This is a genomic window from Pseudoxanthomonas sp. F11 (assembly GCF_037046485.1).
Classification (GTDB): Bacteria; Pseudomonadota; Gammaproteobacteria; order Xanthomonadales; family Xanthomonadaceae; genus Pseudoxanthomonas_A.
In genome coordinates, this window is sequence record NZ_JBANLZ010000003.1 from 330,098 (window position 1) to 347,017 (window position 16,920).

Genomic DNA, 16,920 nt, shown 5'->3' on the forward strand with positions numbered 1-16,920 from the left:
CCTCACCCGGAGATTACCGATGTCCCGATCCATCCTGCTTCCCCTCGCCACCGCCCTGTCCGTATGCGCACTGGTGGCGCCCGCCCATGCCCAGCAGCGCACCCTGACCGACGAACAGAAGGCCACGCTGCAGGAACGCCTGAAGGCCGCCGACACCAATGGCGATGGCCTGATCGACAAAGCCGAGGCCGACGCGAAACTGCCGCGCCTCGCCAAGCGTTTCGACACCCTGGACGCCGACGGCGACGGCAAGCTGTCGCCCGATGAAATGCGTGCGGCCGGCCAGAAGATGGCCGCGCGCCGGTCGCGCTGAGGCGGCAGAATGGACGGCTTCCGCCTGTTCGCCGGCCTGTCTCTGCTGGTGCTGGTCGCCGTCGCCACCGTGGAGGCCGCCTGGCTGATGCGACGCGGCGTCCGCTACGACTGGAAGGGCTACTGGGCCTCGCTCGGTGACGCCGCCGGCCGTGCGCTGCTGGGCGTGCTGATCCAGGGCGGCGTAGTGGGCGTGCTGCTGTTCGCGATCTGGGAGCTCCGCCTGACCACGATCGCGATGGACCGTCCCTGGCACTGGCTGGCGCTCTTCGTCGGCCAGGAGTTCTGCTACTACTGGATGCACCGTGCCGATCATCGCGTGCGCTGGTTCTGGCTGAACCACTCGGTCCACCACTCGGCCACGCAGTACAACCTGTCCACCGCGTACCGGCTGGGCTGGACCGGCAAGCTCACCGGTGCGGCGGTGTTCTTCGGTCCGCTGGTGTGGCTGGGCTTCCCGGTGCCTTATGTGGTCGGCGCGCTGGCGCTGAACCTGCTGTACCAGTACTGGCTGCACACGGAATTGGTGCCGCGACTGCCGCGCCCCGTCGAGTTCGTGTTCAACACGCCGGCGCACCACCGCGTGCACCACGCCAGCAATCCGGAGTATCTGGACTGCAACTACGGCGGCGTGCTGATCGTGTTCGACCGCCTGTTCGGTACCTGTCGCGACGAACGCCCGGACGTGCCGATCCGCTACGGGCTGGTGGATCCGCTCCACAGCTACAACCCGGTGACCATCGCCTTCCACGCCTGGGTGAAGCTGGGGCGCGACCTGCGCCGCGCGCATGGCCTGCGGCAGGTGGGGATGACCCTGTTCGGCCCGCCCGGGTATGTCCCCGGCGGCGCGGACGGAGACCGCCCGGGCCGCTGAGAGTGGCCCGGGCCCTCGCGGCCGGCGACAATACGCGCCCCCCGCGGCCCCCACGCCGCCCGCCCGCCGAGCCCCATGACCGCCTTCGTTTCCCCCGACCGCATCCGCGGCCTGTTCGCCCAGGCCATGTCCGACATGTACCGCGCCGAGGTGCCGCTGTACGGCGACCTGATCACGCTGGTCGGCGACATCAACAACGCGACGCTGCAGCGCGACGCCGCCCTGGCCGAGCGCCTGCAGCGTACCGGCGAGACCGAGCGCCTGGACCTGGAGCGCCATGGCGCGATCCGCGTGGGCACGCCGGCCGAACTGGCGATGCTGGGCCGCGTATTCGCGGTGATGGGCATGCACCCGGTGGGCTACTACGACCTGACGGTGGCCGGCGTGCCGGTGCATGCGACTGCGTTCCGGCCGCTGACCGAAGAGGCGCTGGCGGCGAATCCGTTCCGCATCTTCACCTCGCTGCTGCGGCTGGAGCTGATCGCCGATGCCGCGCTGCGTGCCAAGGCCGAGGCGATCCTGGCCAAGCGCGACATCTTCACCGCCGACGCGCGCGCGCTGCTGGCGCAGGCCGAACGCGACGGCGGACTGGGCGAGACCGATGCGCAGCGCTTCGTCGCCGAAGTGCTGGAAACCTTCCGCTGGCACGGCGATGCGACCGTCACGCTGGAGACCTATCGCGCGCTGCACGGCCTGCACCGCCTGGTGGCCGACGTGGTCAGCTTCCGCGGCCCGCACATCAATCACCTCACCCCGCGCACGCTGGACATCGACGCCGCGCAGGCCGCGATGCTCGAACGCGGCCTCCAGGCCAAGGCGCTGATCGAGGGCCCGCCGCGCCGCGCCGTGCCCATCCTGCTGCGCCAGACCAGCTTCAAGGCGCTGGAAGAGGAAGTCGCCTTCCCCGACGCCACCGGCACGCTGGTGCCCGGCAGCCACAGCGCGCGCTTCGGCGAGATCGAGCAGCGCGGCCTGGCGCTGACGCCGGCCGGGCGCGAACTCTATGACCGCCTGCTCGCGCAGGTGCGCCAAGTCGGGGGTGCCGGCAATACGTCGGCCGACTATCCGCAGCGGCTGGCGGCGGCGTTCGCGGAATTCCCGGATGACGAGACCACGCTGCGCCGCGAAGGGCTGGGCTACTTCCGCTACCGCCTGTCCGACGGCGGCGCGGCGTTGTCTGCGGCCGAGCGCGCGGCGATGACGCCGGATGCGATGGTCGACGCCGGCTACGCCGTCGTGGACCCCATCGTCTATGAGGACTTCCTGCCGGTCAGCGCCGCGGGCATCTTCCAGTCCAACCTGGGCGGCGGCGAGCAGCGCGCCTACGACGCGCATGCCAACCAGGACGCATTCGAGGCCGCCCTCGGCGCGAAGATCCACGACCCGTTCGCGCTTTACCAACAGGCGCAGGACGCGTCGATCGCGGCGCTGCGCGGTTGACGGCAGGAGTGAGGCGTGAGGAAGAGCTTTCGCTCACTCCTCACTTCTCTCCGCTCACTTTTCGGGCACGACGCCGTGAAACCCGCATCGCGTCGACACCGACTGTTCCACACAACATTTGGTGTTGACGCCTCCTGCTTGCCCCACTATGTTGTGCCCGTCGGTTCCGGTGGTCGCAAGCCACGGGATTAAAACGGGAAGCCGGTGACGCGTTCGCGCCACTCCGGCACTGCCCCGCAGCGGTAATTGGGAACGAACCCGCCACCAGCACTGAGGCGCCATGCCTTGGGAAGCGGCGGGTGTAGGTGGAGCAGGAGTGAGTGTGGAGAAGTGAGTAGTGAGCAGAGCCAAGGCACCGCCTTCGCTCACGCCTCACTTCTCTTCCCTCACTCCTCGCCTCCAAGCCCATGAGTCCGAAGACCTGCCGACAGCCGCGCGATGCACACCGCGCGGTGCCGGCCGCGGAATCTCCGGGGGGAGAGGGCTGGCGAAGCAGGGGCCGCCGGTCGTCCGTGCGCGCGTCTTAGCCCCTGCGACGCCGCTTCCCCACTGTTGACCTCCATCCGGCCTTGCGCAGCCCCGCGAGGGACGGGCCGCCGCGTGCACCACGCATGGAGGATTCTCGTGACCCAGATCGACAGCGCCGTCGCCGACGCCGGCACCGCTCCGTCCCAGAAAGACGCGTTCTCGCTGACCCCCCCGCCCACCGCCACCGCGATGAGCGTCACCAAGCGCAACGGCAGCCGCGAGCCGGTGGACCTCAACAAGATCGTGCGCGCAGTGCAGCGCAACTGCGAAGGCCTGCACGCCATCGACCCGATGCGCGTGGCCACCCGCACCATCTCCGGCCTGTACGACGGCGCCAGCACGCGCGAACTGGACGAACTGTCGATCCGCACCGCCGCGCTGCTGACCGGTGAAGAACCCGAGTACAGCCGCCTGGCCGCGCGCCTGCTGGCCGCCTACATCACCAAGGAAGTCACTGGCCAGGAGATCCACGCATTCTCGCAGTCGGTCACCCGCGGCCACGAGGTCGGCCTGATCAACGACCGCCTGCTGAACTTCGTGCAGACCAACGCACGCAAGCTCAACGGCGCACTGGACGCCTCGCTCGACCTGCACTTCGACTACTTCGGCCTTCGCACGCTGTACGACCGCTACCTGCTGCGCCATCCGCACACGCGCAAGGTGATCGAGACGCCGCAGCAGTTCTTCCTGCGCATCGCCTGCGCACTGAGCGAGGACGTGCCGGAAGCGCTGGCGCTGTACCGCCGCATGGGCAATCTGGACTACCTGCCCAGCTCGCCGACGCTGTTCAACAGCGGCACCACGCACGAGCAGCTGTCCTCGTGCTTCCTGCTGGATTCGCCGCAGGACACGCTGGAATCCATCTACGCCCGGTACGGCGACATCGCCCAGCTGAGCAAGTTCAGCGGCGGCATCGGCGTGAGCTACACCCGCGTGCGTTCGCGCGGCTCGCTGATCAAGTCCACCAACGGCCACAGCAACGGCATCGTGCCGTGGCTGAAGACGCTGGATTCCTCGGTCGCGGCGGTCAACCAGGGCGGCAAGCGCAAGGGCGCGGCCTGCGTGTACCTGGAAACCTGGCACGCCGACATCGAGGACTTCCTGGAGCTGCGCGACAACACCGGCGACGAGGCGCGCCGCACGCACAACCTCAACCTGGCCAACTGGGTGCCGGACCTGTTCATGAAGCGCGTCGAAGCCGACCAGGAGTGGTCGCTGTTCGATCCGCGCGTGGTGCCGGAACTGACCGACCTGTACGGTGCCGCATTCGAGCTGGCGTACACGCAGGCCGAGCTACAGGGCAAGGCCGTCAAGACCATCCCGGCCCGCAAGCTGTACGGCCGGATGATGCGCACGCTGGCCGAGACCGGCAACGGCTGGATGACGTTCAAGGACAAGTGCAACGCGGCCAGCAACCAGACGCTGCGCGCGGGCAATGTCATCCACCTGTCCAACCTGTGCACCGAGATCCTCGAGGTCACCTCGGCCGAGGAAACGGCGGTGTGCAACCTGGGCTCGATCAACCTGGCCCGTCATTTCGACGAGGACGGTTACTTCGATTTCGACAAGCTCGCCGAAACCGTCCGCCTGGCCGTACGCCAGCTGGACCGCGTGATCGACCTGAACTTCTATCCGATCGAAACCGCCCGCCGCGGCAACCTGCGCTGGCGTCCGGTCGGCCTGGGCTGCATGGGCCTGCAGGACGTGTTCTTCAAGCTGCGCCTGCCGTTCGACAGCGCCGAGGCGCGCGCGCTGTCGGCGAAGATCGCCGAGACCATCTACTTCCATGCGCTGGAAACCTCAGTGGAACTGGCGCAGGAACGCGGCCGGCACCCGTCCTTCGCCGACACCCGCGCCGCTAACGGCGAACTGCAGTTCGATGCCTGGAACATCACGCCGGAGAACGCCGAGCGCTGGGACGCGCTGCGCACGCGCATCAAGGAGCACGGCCTGCGCAACTCGCTGCTGATCGCCATCGCGCCCACGGCGACGATCGCCTCCATCGCCGGCTGCTACGAGTGCGTGGAGCCGCAGGTGTCCAATCTGTTCAAGCGCGAGACGCTGTCGGGCGACTTCCTGCAGGTTAACCGCTACCTGGTGGACGAGCTGAAGAAGCTGGGCCTGTGGACGCCGGAAACGCGCGACGCGATCAAGCTGGCGGAAGGCTCCATCCAGGGCATCGCGCAGATTCCGGAGACGTTGCAGCAGGTCTACCGCACGGCGTGGGAACTGCCGATGCGCGCGCTGATCGACATGGCCGCCGACCGTGGCGCCTTCATCGACCAGTCGGCCTCGCTCAACCTGTTCATGGAAAGCCCGAACATCGGTGCTATGTCGTCCATGTACATGTACGCGTGGAAGCGGGGCATCAAGACCACGTATTACCTGCGCTCGCGCCCGGCGACGAAGATCGCGAAGACCACGGTCAGCAGCGCGACGGCCGCGGCGCCGAAGCGAGACTACACGCCGACCGAGGCTATCGCCTGCTCGCTGGAGAACCCGGAAGCCTGCGAGGCGTGTCAATGAGGCAGGAGTGAGTGGAGAGGAGTGAGGAGTGAGGGAATGACTCTCAGGCCTCGCTCCTCGCCTTGCGTCGAAGGGTGGTGAGCATGCGACTTGTTTCATCGGCCAGCTGGAAAAATTCAGTCAGCGACGCTGCTGACAGCCAGCCGACGCGGATGCACAAGGTCAGTTGCGTATGGAGTTCGGACAGGGAACCGTGGGCGACGGAAAGGAATTGCCGTCGTTCTCTCCTGGACTCCCGTGTCCAGCCCTCGGCGATGTTGCTGGGGACTGAGATGGCGGCACGCGTGATCTGCGAACGTATCCCGTACCGCTCGGTTACCGGCAAGCCCTCGACGATCAGACAGACCAGCTCCGCAAGCCGCATCGCCTTCTTCCACACAATTGCTTCGCTGTAATGCATGAGGTCCTCCTGCCGTCCGACTATGCGGACGCCATGACGACCCCTCTATCAGGAAAGTCCCAGACCCATGTCAGCCATCGCCCCGCTCACTCCTCACTCCTCCCCGCTCACTCCGCGCCTCCTCGACCCCGGTTTCGAACTGACGCTGCGCCCGATGCGCTATCCGCAGTTCTATGACATGTACCGCGACGCCATCAAGAACACGTGGACGGTGGAGGAGATCAATTTCCAGATCGACATCACCGACCTGCATGCCAAAATGACGCCGGCCGACCGCCACCTGATCCACCGGCTGGTCGCCTTCTTCGCCACCGGCGATTCGATCGTGTCGAACAACCTGGTGCTGAACCTGTACCAGCACCTCAACGCGCCCGAGGCGCGCATGTACCTGTCGCGGCAGCTGTACGAAGAAGCGCTGCACGTGCAGTTCTACCTGACGCTGCTGGACAACTACCTGCCCGACCCTTCGGAGCGCTTCAAGGCGTTCGCGGCGGTGGAGAACATCCCGGCGATCAAGAAGAAGGCCGACTTCTGCTTCAAGTGGATCGACAGTATCCAGGACCTGAAGCGGATCGAGACGCGCGACCAGCGCCGGCAGTTCCTGCTCAACCAGATCTGCTTCGCCGCGTGCATCGAGGGCCTGTTCTTCTTCGCCGCGTTCGCCTACGTGTACTACTTCCGCTCGCGCGGCCTGCTCCCCGGTCTGGCCAGCGGCACGAACTGGGTGTTCCGCGACGAGAGCTGCCACATGGAGTTCGCGTTCGAGTGCGTGCGCACGGTGCGCGAGGAAGAACCGGACCTGTTCGACGACGTCATGCAGCAGCAGGTCTACGACATGCTGGAAGAAGCGATCGAGTGCGAAGTGCAGTTCGCCGAGGACGTGCTGTCCGGCGGCGTGGCGGGGATCTCCACACGCGACATGCGCCAGTACCTGCAGCACTGCGCCGACCAGCATTTCGCCAAGCTCGGCATGCCAAAGCGCTACGACGTGCGCAACCCGCTGCCCTTCATGGAGCTGCAGGACGTGCAGGAGCTGACCAACTTCTTCGAACGCCGCGTGTCCGCCTACCAACTGGGCGTGCAGGGCGAAGTCGGCTTCGACCACGCGTTCTAGCATGCGCTCTCTGTAGGAGCGACGTCAGTCGCGACCGCGGCAGTGGGACCTCATGTCGCTGCGCCACCCCTGGAATGTCGGCAGCAGGCACTACGTCACAGGTGACCCGTCGGGTATTCCGGACATTCGTTCATGCGGTCGCGACTGACGTCGCTCCTACACCAGCACAACATCCGGCGCGCTATGCTCACGCCGGGAGCACGCAAACCGGAGCATCACCATGACCGAACTGGCCAACGCCGAAGCGCGCCCGACCGAGGCGCGCCTGCTGCACATGGTCTTCCCCGACCACACCAACCACCTGGGCACGCTGTTCGGCGGGCAGGCGCTGGCGTGGATGGACATGTCCGCCTTCATCGTCGCCTCCCGCTACGCGCGTACCACCGTGGTCACCGCGCGCTCGGAGCAGGTGGATTTCAACCAGCCCATCCACAAGGGCGACCTGGTCGAAGTGGTGGCGCGCGTGGTGAAGGTCGGCCGCAGTTCGATGAACGTCGACGTGGAGGTCATCACGGAGAACCTGCTGACCGGCGAGCGCAAGCTGTGCACGCGCGGGCATTTCGTGATGATCGCGCTCGACCCGCTCGGCCGGCCGACGCCGGCGCCGCCGCTGCCGCCGGCCATCGCGCAGGACTGACGCGGATTAGAGGGTGGAGGTCGTCTCGCTGCAAGCGTCTGCCAGGATGCGCTCGGCCTGGCGCTTCTGTTCGGCCGACAGTGCATGGACCACGACCGCTGAGTCGCCCTCGCGCAGCGCGCCAAGCACTTTCAGTACATAGGCGTCGTGGTCGGGCCGAAGGGTAACCAGCCCGCCCAGCATCAAGCCGGCGATCGCGCCGAAGAAGAGCAGCGTTCCCAACGACAACCACGGCGACTGGACGATCATCGGAACCGCCTGCATGCGCAGCACCGCATAGGCCAGCAGGCCGGCAAGCGCGCCGAAGACCCCAAGCCTGGCATGCGACCACAGCATCGTGCGATAGATGCCATGGCTTTCCGGTTCCAGCTTGCGCCCTGGCTGCGTCTCTCCCGGCACCAGGACCTGCACCTGCCGCTCGGAAAGGTGCAGTGCCTCGCGCACCCGGTTCGCCTGCAGGCGGGCGACGGCAACGCTGGGGCAGATCGCCGCGACCTTGCTGTTGGAGACTTCCTCGGTGAAGAACACGGTCCCGGTCATGGTCGACTCCCGGTGTGGACATGCGGCTACCGTCTCGCCGGTCACGTTGCGGGGGAGTGAACAAGGCGTCGAGCCCATGTTGGGCGGCTCTTCACGTTCATGCGCGAGCATTGGAAGGCGGGGTCGGCCACGCTCGTCCGTCTTCCTTCCGTATGCCTCCCCGTGCGCACCTCCCATGACGCCAGACGCCACCCCGACATCCCTGCAACGCCGCCGCTGGCTGTCCAGCGTGGCGGCGATGCCGCTGGCCACGCTGGGCTGGCCCCGCCTCGCCTCTGCCGCCGCCTGCGACGACACCGCGAACTGGATTCCACCCGACGACTTCCTTTCCGACCTGCCGCGCCTTATGCAGGCCCTGCGCGTGCCAGCCATCGGCATGGCCGTCGTGGAGCGGGGCGAGGTGGTATGGGCGCGCAACCTGGGCGTGACGAACGCGGAGACCCGGGCGCCGGTGGCGGACGACACGCTGTTCGAGGATGCCTCGCTGAGCAAGCCGGTGTTCGCCTACCTGGTGCTGCAGCTGGCAGACCAGGGCGTGATCGACCTGGACGCGCCGCTGGTGCGCTATCGGCGGATGGGCTACCTGGCCGACCATCCGTGGGTGGACATGGTCACCGCGCGGGACGTGCTGCGCCATTCCACCGGCATGCCGAACTGGCGCAAGGACCCGGCCCACGAGAAGCTGGTGCCCGCCGTGAAGCCCGGCACGCGCATCGACTATTCGGGCGAAGCGATCTTCTGGCTGCAGCTGGTGGTCGAGACGCTGACGGGAGAGAGCCTGGACGAATCGATGCAGCGTCTGCTGTTCGGCCCGGCCGGCATGCGCGACAGCAGCTACACATGGAGCACGGATCTCGCCGCGCGATCGGTCTATGGGCACCGCGCCGTCGAGGATGAAGAAGCCGGCATGCCGCCGCAGATGCTGCGCGAGACATGGAACGCGGCACAGACCGTCGCAGACCGCTGGGGCAAGCCGCTGTCGGCATGGCGGTACGAAGACGCCCAGCGCGCACTGCCCGAAGTGCAGGCCATCACGTCGAAAGGCCTGGTGAACTGGCCCGGCGACATCCTGGCCAACGCGGCCGCCAGCCTGCGCACCACGCCCTCCGACTACGCGCGCTTCATGGCGCTGATGGTGCGCACGCCGCGCGCACCGTGGCAGATCAGCGAGGCCACGCGCACGGCGATGCTAGCGAAGCAGATCCAAGTGCCCGGCCGCTGGACCGACAAGGGCTTGGGCTGGAACCTGGAAGCCACCCCGCGCGGCCCGGTGTTCTACCACTCGGGCAGCAACGGCGGCATCTTCAAGAACTTCGCCCTGGGCGACGTCCGCGGCCAGCGCGCGCTGGTGGCGCTGACCAACGGCGGCAGCGGCAACGTGCTGTACCGGCGCGTGGTGCGCGCGGCCACCGGGCACGACCTGCTGGCCTTCGACCTGTAGCTACAGACCCTGGAACACGAACGGTTCCGCCGGTCGGAAGTCCCTCACGGTGTTGCCGGCGAACACATTGCGCTGGTCGGGGCCCAGGTCCAGCCGCAGTACCTTGCCGGTCTCCTTCGAGAAGTCGATGTCCTTGAGGTCCACCCAGAACGTGTTCGGCGTCAACGCGGACTCGAAGAAATAGAGCCTGCGCTTGTGGTCGGCGACCGTGCGCCAGCGGGTGGAGGAGATGTTGGGTTCCTCCGGCGTGTTGATGCCGAACGGCACCGACGCGTTGCGGATCACGCTGAAGACGCTGGCCAGCGCCTTCACCGGGTCCTCGCTCTTGGGAATCGCGTTGACGTAGAACGAGGCGCGCGCGAAGCGGTCCGCTGCGCGGTTGGTACCCGGCAACATCACCGTGCCGCCGATCTGCTTCCAGTACGTGTTGAGCGCGAGCTGCTGGTCGAACACCGGCGAGTTGGTCATCACCTGGTAGTCGCGGCTATGGTGGATCACCTGCTTGCCGCCGATGTACTCGATGATGGCGCTGTCGCCGCTGGCGTCGGACATCGACAGGTGCAGGGTGGCCAGGCGGTCCTCCCCCGGCACCTTGTCGGTCACCACGGTGAAGGGCTGCGCACGCAGGGCCTCGACGGCTTCCTTCACCGTGCCGTAGTTGTCCAGCACGTACTGCGCCCACGCCGCGATGCTCAGGCCCGGGCCGCGCCCATCGTAGGCGGGGTATTCGGATTCCACCAGCCACAGCACGTTGGCGACCAGGCCCGCCTCGTTCATGCCGTCGGTGGTGGAGACCTCGTAGCCGGTGGCGATCACGCTGCCGTACTTGGAGGTCCAGGCGATCGAGTTCGGGCCGGCCTGTCCATTGCGGGCCATGCCGCGCGGAAAGATCCACAGGTTCGTCGCCACGTCGGTCTTCCAGTCCATGGACCGGGCGGTGATCACGTCATCGTGGGCGCCCAGGTAGACGACGCGGGTGCAGGCATCGGCGGGAGGCGTGGCGGCGAGCGAGGACAGCAGGGTGGCGGCAAGCGCGAACGGCAGGACGAAGCGACGATCCATGGCGGTCTCCGTGAAAGGGGGGAACAGAGGATGCGCGGCGGCGCCCGCCCTTTATGCCAGCGGGTGTGTTAAACAGCGATCCCGTCCCCTGAGATGCTGCCATGGCCCTCCCCCTGCTGTCGCACCGTTCGTCCACCCGCGCGCCGTTCCTGCTGCTGGGCATGCTGGCGCTCTCCGCCTGCGTCAGCACGCCCGGCCCACAGGTGGCCGGCAGCGGCCGCTGCAGCGATGCCTCGCTGGGCTGGGCCATCGGCCAGCCGGCGGACGAGGCCACGCTGCGCCGCCTGTCCGGCGAGAGCGGCGCCGGGCTGGTCAATCCCATCGGACCCGCAACCGTGGTCAAGCACGACACGCGCAGCGACCGCCTGCGGGTATACATCGACGCCGACAACCGCATCACCGCGGCCCGCTGCGAGTAAGCCCGCTCGATGCGCCGCGACCACATCCTCACGCTCTCGTGCCCGGACACCACCGGCATCGTCTACCGCGTCACCGGGCTGCTGTTCGATGCCGGCTGCAACATCCTGGATGCCCAGCAGTTCGGCGATGAGGAGTCCGGCCGCTTCTTCCTGCGCGTGCACTTCGACCTGCCCGAAGACGTCTCGGTCGAAGCACTGCATGCACGCTTCCAGCCGCTCGCCGACGCGTTCGCGATGGACTGGCAGCTGCACGACGCGCGCCGCAAGGCTCGCCTGATGGTGCTGGTGAGCAAGCAGGGGCATTGCCTCAACGACCTGCTGTTCCGCGTGCACAGCCGGCAGTTGCCGGTGGAGATCGCCTGCGTGGTCTCCAACCATGCCGACTTCGCGCCGTTGGCGCAGTCGTACGGCGTGGCCTTCCACCACCTGCCGGTCACGGCTGACCACCGGGACGAACAGGAGCAACGCATCATCGATCTGGTCGAACGCGAGCGGATCGACCTGGTGGTGCTGGCGCGCTACATGCAGATCCTCTCGCCGACGCTGTGCGATGCGCTGGCCGGCCGCGCCATCAACATCCACCACAGCTTCCTGCCGAGCTTCAAGGGCGCCAGACCGTACCACCAGGCGCATGCGCGCGGGGTCAAGATCATCGGTGCCACCGCGCACTACGTGACGCGCGACCTCGACGAAGGACCGATCATCGAACAGGACGTCGCCCGCGTGGACCACGCGATGACGCCGAAGGAGCTGGTGCGCATGGGCAGCGACATCGAATCGCTGGTGCTGGCCCGCGCGGTGCGCCGCCACGTGGAACACCGCATCCTGCTCAACGGGCACCGGACGGTGGTGTTCCGATAGGCCGTGGCCTGATGTAGGAGCGACGTGAGTCGCGACCGCACCGCACTCCCTGCAACGCCTGGCTTGCATCCATCATGCGATGCATGACCCATCCCGGCGGATCGATTCCCGCGGTCGCGACTCACGTCGCTCCTACAAAAATCAGGATCAGAAGGACGCCACCCACACCCGCACCGGGTGCTGCGGGTCGGCCAGCAGGCGGATCGCCAGCGCGATCGACACGGTGACCAGCAGCGGCTTGATGATGCGCGCGCCCTGCTTCATCGCGAAACGCGAACCGAGCTGCGCACCGAGGAACTGGCCCGCCCCCATCAGCAGGCCGACCTTCCACAGTACGGCACCATGGACGAGGAACACGGCGAACGCGCCGACGTTCGAGCCGAAGTTGAGGAACTTGGTGTGCGCGGTCGCCTTGAGGATGCCGAAGCCCGCCAGCGCGACGAACCCCAGCATCAGGAACGAGCCGGTGCCCGGGCCGAACACCCCGTCGTAGAAACCGATCACGGGCACGAACGTCAGCGCGAACACCTGCGGGCGCATGCGCTGGTGACGATCCACATGGCCGATGTCGGGCTTCAGGCCGAAGTACATGGCGATGCCGACCAGCAGGAACGGCAGCGCCCACTTCAGCCAGTCCACCGGAATGACCGTGGCCAGCAACGCCCCGCCTACCGCGCCCAGCGCGGCGGTCAGCACCATCGGCAGCTGGCCCTTGAGGTCGACGTGCCCATGGCGCGCATAGGCCCAGCTGGCCGAGCCCGAGCCGAACAGCGACTGCAGCTTGTTGGTGCCCAGCACCTGCAGCGGCGGGATGCCGGCCAGCAGCATGGCGGGGATCGTGATCATGCCGCCGCCGCCGGCGATGGCATCGATGAAGCCCGCCAGCATCGCGGCGAGGAACAGCAGCAGGAGCACCTGCAGGGCGAGGTCGGGCATGGGGTGGTGGAGGTTGAGGATGGCATCGCCCGTGACGACACGGCCGTGCGGATGCGTGTGTATTCTAGGGCTTCCTCCATCGCCAAGGATGATGACGGTGCACACGCCAAGGGTCCTGATCGCATGCATATGCCTTTGCGCTGCAGGCGTTGCGCAGGCGGCCGAGTATCGCGGTGCCGTCGGCGCCTACAAGGCCAAGGACTATCCCGCCTGCGCGCGCCTGTATGGTCAACAAGCAGATCGCACGCCGCCGGTGCGCGGCGCCGCCTACGATGCGGCGTGCTGCCTGGCCCTGGCGGGCGACAAGGAAGCGGCCTTGGCCCGATTGGCCGCCACGCCCTCGGATCAGCTGCGCAGCCATATCGCCGATGACGCCGATCTGGTGTCCCTGCACGATGATCCGCGATGGACAGCCTTGCTTGCGCGCCATCGCCGCGACATGACAGCCGAGATGTCCCGCCGCGACGATGCCCTCCTGGAAGAGTTGCAACGGCGGATCGACAGGGACCAGGATGCGCGCAACCAGGCGATGCTGGCGCCCGCGGATCCGGCGCTTGCCGCCGCGATGGGCGACGTGGATCGCGACAACACTGCGTGGCTGAAGTCCTATCTGGATGCGCACGGATGGCCTGGCTACGACAAGGTGGGCCGGAGCGGCAGCATGGGATTCTTCCTGCTCGCCCAGCATGCTGATCACGAACCCGCCTTCCAGGAGCAGGTCCTGGGGATGCTGCAGGATGCGGTTGAACGGGGACAGGCCTCGGGCATCCACTTGGCCTATCTGACCGACCGCGTGCGGATCGCCCAAGGCAAGCCGCAGCTTTACGGCACCCAGTTCCACAGCGTGGAAGGCGTGCCACAGCCCCGGCCCATCGAAGATCCGGAGCACGTGGAGGCGCGCCGCGCCGCCCTGGGCATGCCGTCGTTGGCCGAGTACACCGCGAACATGCAGGACATGTACGCGACACCGAAGAATTAACGGACTACTGTCTGATCCCTCGACTCCTTGCCGGACATCGCCATGCCCAACCCTCTGCTGCTTTCCGTCATCGCGCTGGCCATCGCCTCGCTTGCCCCCACGACCGCCGCGCAGGACGCCCCACCCACGCAGCGGCCGGAAGTCGTCGCCGCCGGCAAGGCGATGCAGCAGCAGGTGATCGACTGGCGGCGGCATTTCCACCAGTACCCGGAACTGTCCAACCGCGAGGAACAGACGTCAAAGCGCGTGGCCGAGGAACTGCGCAAGCTGGGCCTGCGACCGCGCACGGGCATCGCGCATCACGGCGTCACCGCGGTGATCAAGGGCGGCAGACTCGGCCCGCGCATCGCCCTGCGCGCCGATATGGACGCGCTGCCGGTCACCGAGCGCAACAGCCTGCCGTTCGCTTCGAAAGCCACATCGACGTATCGCGGCGAAACCGTCGGCGTGATGCACGCCTGCGGCCATGACGCGCATACCGGCATCCTGCTGGGCGTGGCGAAGGCGCTGGTCGGCATGCAGGACACGCTGCCGGGTGAAGTACTGCTGGTGTTCCAGCCCGCCGAGGAAGGCGCGCCGGCCGGCGAGGAGGGCGGCGCGTCGCTGATGCTGAAGGACGGCGTGTTCAAGGACTTCACGCCGGAGGCGGTGTTCGGCCTTCATGTGTTCTCGTCGATCCCGGTCGGCCAGATCGGCGTTCGCCAGGGGCCGCTGATGGCGGCCTCGGACAGCTTCACGCTGAAGGTCGTCGGCCGGCAGACGCACGGCTCGCGGCCGTGGGGCGGCGTGGACCCGATCGTGGCGATGGCCGACGTGATCGGCACCACCCAGACCATCGTCAGCCGTCGCACCGACATCTCCCGGCTGCCCGCCGTGGTCAGTTTCGGCGCGATCAAGGGCGGCATCCGCTACAACATCATTCCCGACGACGTGGAGGTGGCGGGCACCATCCGCACCTTCGACGAGGGCATGCGGCAGAAGATCTTCGCCGACCTCAAGAACGTGGCCACCCATGTGAGCGCCGCGCACGGCGCGAAGGTGGAGGCCAGCGTGCCCGACAACGACGGCAATCCGGTCACCGTCAACGATCCGGACCTTACCGCGCGCATGCTGCCCAGCCTGCAGGCGGCGGTGGGCGCGGACAACGTGATCACCCCGCCCTTGCAGATGGGCGCGGAGGACTTCTCGTTCTACGCGCGCGAAGTGCCGTCGATGTTCTTCTTCGTCGGCAGCACGGCCAAGGGCATCGACCCGGTCACCGCGCCCAGCAACCACTCGCCCGAGTTCATGCTGGACGAGGCCTCGCTCGACGTGGGTCTGCGCGCATTGCTGCAGGTGACGCTGGATTACCTGGAGAAGCCGAAGGGTTGAGCGCTCTTCCCCTCTCCCTGCGAAGCGGGGAGAGGGTGCCACAGGCGGGTGAGGGGCGAGCGGAGACGCGGTGTCGTTAACGTCCGCGTGCCAGCAACAAGCGATTCGGACACGACGCGCTTCACGTCCGCACGCGCGCCTCATCCGGCCTTCGGCCACCTTCTCCCCGCCTCGCGGGGAGAAGGACGCAGATGCGCCTTGCTACTCGAGCCACCCACACGGCAAGACAACTCCCCTCGCGTGACGGGGAGAAGGGGTCAAGCTCACTGGTGGTCGCCATCCACGTACAGCCACCGTCCGTCGATGCGGACGAAGCGGCTGCGCTCGTGCAGGCGCACCGCGCTGCCGCCGCCGACGCGGTAGCGGGCGACGAACTCGACCTCGGCCGTCTCCGGCCCGGTGACGCGGTGCGATTTCACCGTCAGCCCGAGCCACATGGTCTTCTGTGCACCGGGGGCATCCAGGCCGAGTTCGTCTGGCCGGGTGTCGGGATGCCAGGTCGCACGCAGGTAGTCCGCGTTGCCGGTGACGAAGGCGCTGTAGCGCGAGCGCATCAGCGCCTCGGCGTCGGGCGCGGCGTCACCGGCGTGATAGCGGCCACAGCAGACGGCGAGATCGCGGCCAGTGCCGCAGGGGCAGAGGTTCATGGCATCGCTTCACTGTAGGAGCGACGTGAGTCGCGACCGGGCACCCTCAGGCAACGGGACGACGGAATCCTTGAGATGAGCAAGCCGATGGACAGTGACGTCATGCGGTCGCGACTTATGTCGCTCCTACAACAACGACACGCACTCAACGCTTGCCGTGACCCGTCTCGATGAAGCGCAGGAATTCGGCGCGGGTGCGCGCATCGTCGCGGAAGGTTCCCAGCATCTTGCTGGTCACCATGCTGACGCCGCGCTTGTGCACGCCGCGGGTGGTCATGCATTCGTGCGCGCCATCGACCACGACGGCCACGCCGCGGGGCTGCAGCACGTCCTGGATGCACTGCGCGATCTGCGCGGTCATCTTCTCCTGCACCTGGAAACGGCGCGCGTACACGTCCACCACGCGCGCCAGCTTGCTGATGCCCACCACCTTGCCGTCGGGCAGGTAGCCCACGTGCGCGCGGCCGATGATCGGCGCCATGTGGTGCTCGCAATGGCTTTCGAACTCGATGTCGCGCAGCACGATCATCTCGTCGTAGCCGGCGACTTCCTCGAAGGTGCGCGCCAGGTACTCGCGCGGGTCCATCTGGTAGCCGCTGAACCAGTCGCGGTAGGCCTTGGCCACCCGCTTGGGCGTGTCCAGCAGGCCTTCGCGCGTGGGATCCTCGCCCGCCCACTCCAGCAGTACGCGCACGGCGTCCTCGGCCTGGGCCTGGGTCACCTTGCCGGGATTGTCGTCGGAATGGCTCATCGCATGGACTCCTGCGGGGGCGTGGAGGATAACCCATCGGACCTCCCGCGACCCGAACCGGCCTGGTGATCGATGCCTGCGC

16 protein-coding genes, 1 pseudogene and 1 riboswitch are annotated in these 16,920 nt (G+C 67.4%); of the genes and pseudogenes, 11 read left to right on the forward strand and 6 right to left on the reverse strand.

Translation table 11 applies throughout. The features are described from left to right. Positions 1-19: 19 nt before the first annotated feature. The 4 genes and pseudogenes from V8246_RS12050 to V8246_RS12065 form a co-directional block, all read left to right on the forward strand. Positions 20-271 (forward strand): annotated as a pseudogene (locus V8246_RS12050) (hypothetical protein); the annotation flags it as partial. Between the two features lie 51 nt (positions 272-322). Then, positions 323-1,186, forward strand: a complete 864-nt coding sequence (locus V8246_RS12055) for a sterol desaturase family protein (protein WP_336189363.1) — start codon at positions 323-325, stop codon at positions 1,184-1,186. 75 nt (positions 1,187-1,261) lie between these two features. Next, positions 1,262-2,626, forward strand: coding sequence for a VOC family protein (locus V8246_RS12060; protein ID WP_336189364.1), 1,365 nt, complete (start codon positions 1,262-1,264; stop codon positions 2,624-2,626). Positions 2,627-2,770: 144 nt separating this feature from the next. Beyond that, positions 2,771-3,070: riboswitch (cobalamin riboswitch) on the forward strand. Positions 3,071-3,343: 273 nt separating this feature from the next. After that, on the forward strand, positions 3,344-5,680 hold the full coding sequence (locus V8246_RS12065) for a ribonucleoside-diphosphate reductase subunit alpha (protein ID WP_336189523.1): 2,337 nt from the start codon (positions 3,344-3,346) through the stop codon (positions 5,678-5,680). 43 nt (positions 5,681-5,723) lie between these two features. Here the strand turns inward: V8246_RS12065 and V8246_RS12070 are convergent, their stop codons facing one another. After that, positions 5,724-6,080, reverse strand: a complete 357-nt coding sequence (locus V8246_RS12070; RefSeq protein WP_336189365.1) for a four helix bundle protein — start codon at positions 6,078-6,080, stop codon at positions 5,724-5,726. A gap of 67 nt (positions 6,081-6,147) precedes the next feature. Between V8246_RS12070 and V8246_RS12075 the strand changes: the two genes are divergently transcribed. Beyond that, entirely contained in the window at positions 6,148-7,194 is a 1,047-nt protein-coding gene (locus tag V8246_RS12075; RefSeq protein WP_336189366.1) for a ribonucleotide-diphosphate reductase subunit beta, read from the forward strand. A 220-nt stretch (positions 7,195-7,414) separates the two neighbouring features. After that, positions 7,415-7,831 carry an acyl-CoA thioesterase gene (locus tag V8246_RS12080; protein ID WP_162109119.1) on the forward strand — a complete coding sequence of 139 codons (417 nt, stop codon included), beginning with the start codon at positions 7,415-7,417 and terminating at the stop codon, positions 7,829-7,831. Between the two features lie 6 nt (positions 7,832-7,837). Here V8246_RS12080 and V8246_RS12085 read toward each other — a convergent pair whose 3' ends face one another. Then, positions 7,838-8,371: a hypothetical protein gene (locus V8246_RS12085; protein ID WP_336189367.1), complete on the reverse strand. Its 534-nt coding sequence runs from the start codon at positions 8,369-8,371 to the stop codon at positions 7,838-7,840. A 175-nt stretch (positions 8,372-8,546) separates the two neighbouring features. Here V8246_RS12085 and V8246_RS12090 point away from each other — a divergent pair, with 175 nt between their 5' ends. Next, entirely contained in the window at positions 8,547-9,812 is a 1,266-nt protein-coding gene (locus tag V8246_RS12090) for a serine hydrolase domain-containing protein (protein WP_336189368.1), read from the forward strand. Here V8246_RS12090 and V8246_RS12095 read toward each other — a convergent pair whose 3' ends face one another. Then, the gene (locus tag V8246_RS12095) at positions 9,813-10,874 is read right to left on the reverse strand and encodes a linear amide C-N hydrolase (protein ID WP_336189369.1); all 1,062 of its coding nucleotides are present in this window, start codon (positions 10,872-10,874) and stop codon (positions 9,813-9,815) included. 161 nt (positions 10,875-11,035) lie between these two features. Here V8246_RS12095 and V8246_RS12100 point away from each other — a divergent pair, with 161 nt between their 5' ends. Next, positions 11,036-11,293: a hypothetical protein gene (locus V8246_RS12100; protein ID WP_336189524.1), complete on the forward strand. Its 258-nt coding sequence runs from the start codon at positions 11,036-11,038 to the stop codon at positions 11,291-11,293. Positions 11,294-11,302: 9 nt separating this feature from the next. Continuing rightward, complete coding sequence (gene purU / locus V8246_RS12105) at positions 11,303-12,154, forward strand: formyltetrahydrofolate deformylase (protein WP_187573928.1); 852 nt, start codon at positions 11,303-11,305, stop codon at positions 12,152-12,154. Positions 12,155-12,301: 147 nt separating this feature from the next. On the opposite strand, the gene V8246_RS12110 is transcribed toward purU, so the two are convergent. Beyond that, complete coding sequence (locus V8246_RS12110) at positions 12,302-13,090, reverse strand: TSUP family transporter (RefSeq protein ID WP_336189370.1); 789 nt, start codon at positions 13,088-13,090, stop codon at positions 12,302-12,304. A gap of 19 nt (positions 13,091-13,109) precedes the next feature. On the opposite strand from V8246_RS12110, the gene V8246_RS12115 reads away from it, so the two are divergent. Both V8246_RS12115 and V8246_RS12120 read left to right on the forward strand, forming a co-directional pair. Next, positions 13,110-14,069, forward strand: a complete 960-nt coding sequence (locus tag V8246_RS12115; RefSeq protein WP_336189371.1) for a DUF6624 domain-containing protein — start codon at positions 13,110-13,112, stop codon at positions 14,067-14,069. 42 nt (positions 14,070-14,111) lie between these two features. Then, the gene (locus V8246_RS12120; protein ID WP_336189373.1) at positions 14,112-15,440 is read left to right on the forward strand and encodes an amidohydrolase; all 1,329 of its coding nucleotides are present in this window, start codon (positions 14,112-14,114) and stop codon (positions 15,438-15,440) included. A 263-nt stretch (positions 15,441-15,703) separates the two neighbouring features. On the opposite strand, the gene V8246_RS12125 is transcribed toward V8246_RS12120, so the two are convergent. Beyond that, complete coding sequence (locus tag V8246_RS12125) at positions 15,704-16,087, reverse strand: YchJ family metal-binding protein (RefSeq protein WP_336189374.1); 384 nt, start codon at positions 16,085-16,087, stop codon at positions 15,704-15,706. 145 nt (positions 16,088-16,232) lie between these two features. Beyond that, positions 16,233-16,838, reverse strand: a complete 606-nt coding sequence (gene folE, locus V8246_RS12130) for a GTP cyclohydrolase I FolE (RefSeq protein WP_162109104.1) — start codon at positions 16,836-16,838, stop codon at positions 16,233-16,235. Positions 16,839-16,920 lie beyond the last annotated feature (82 nt).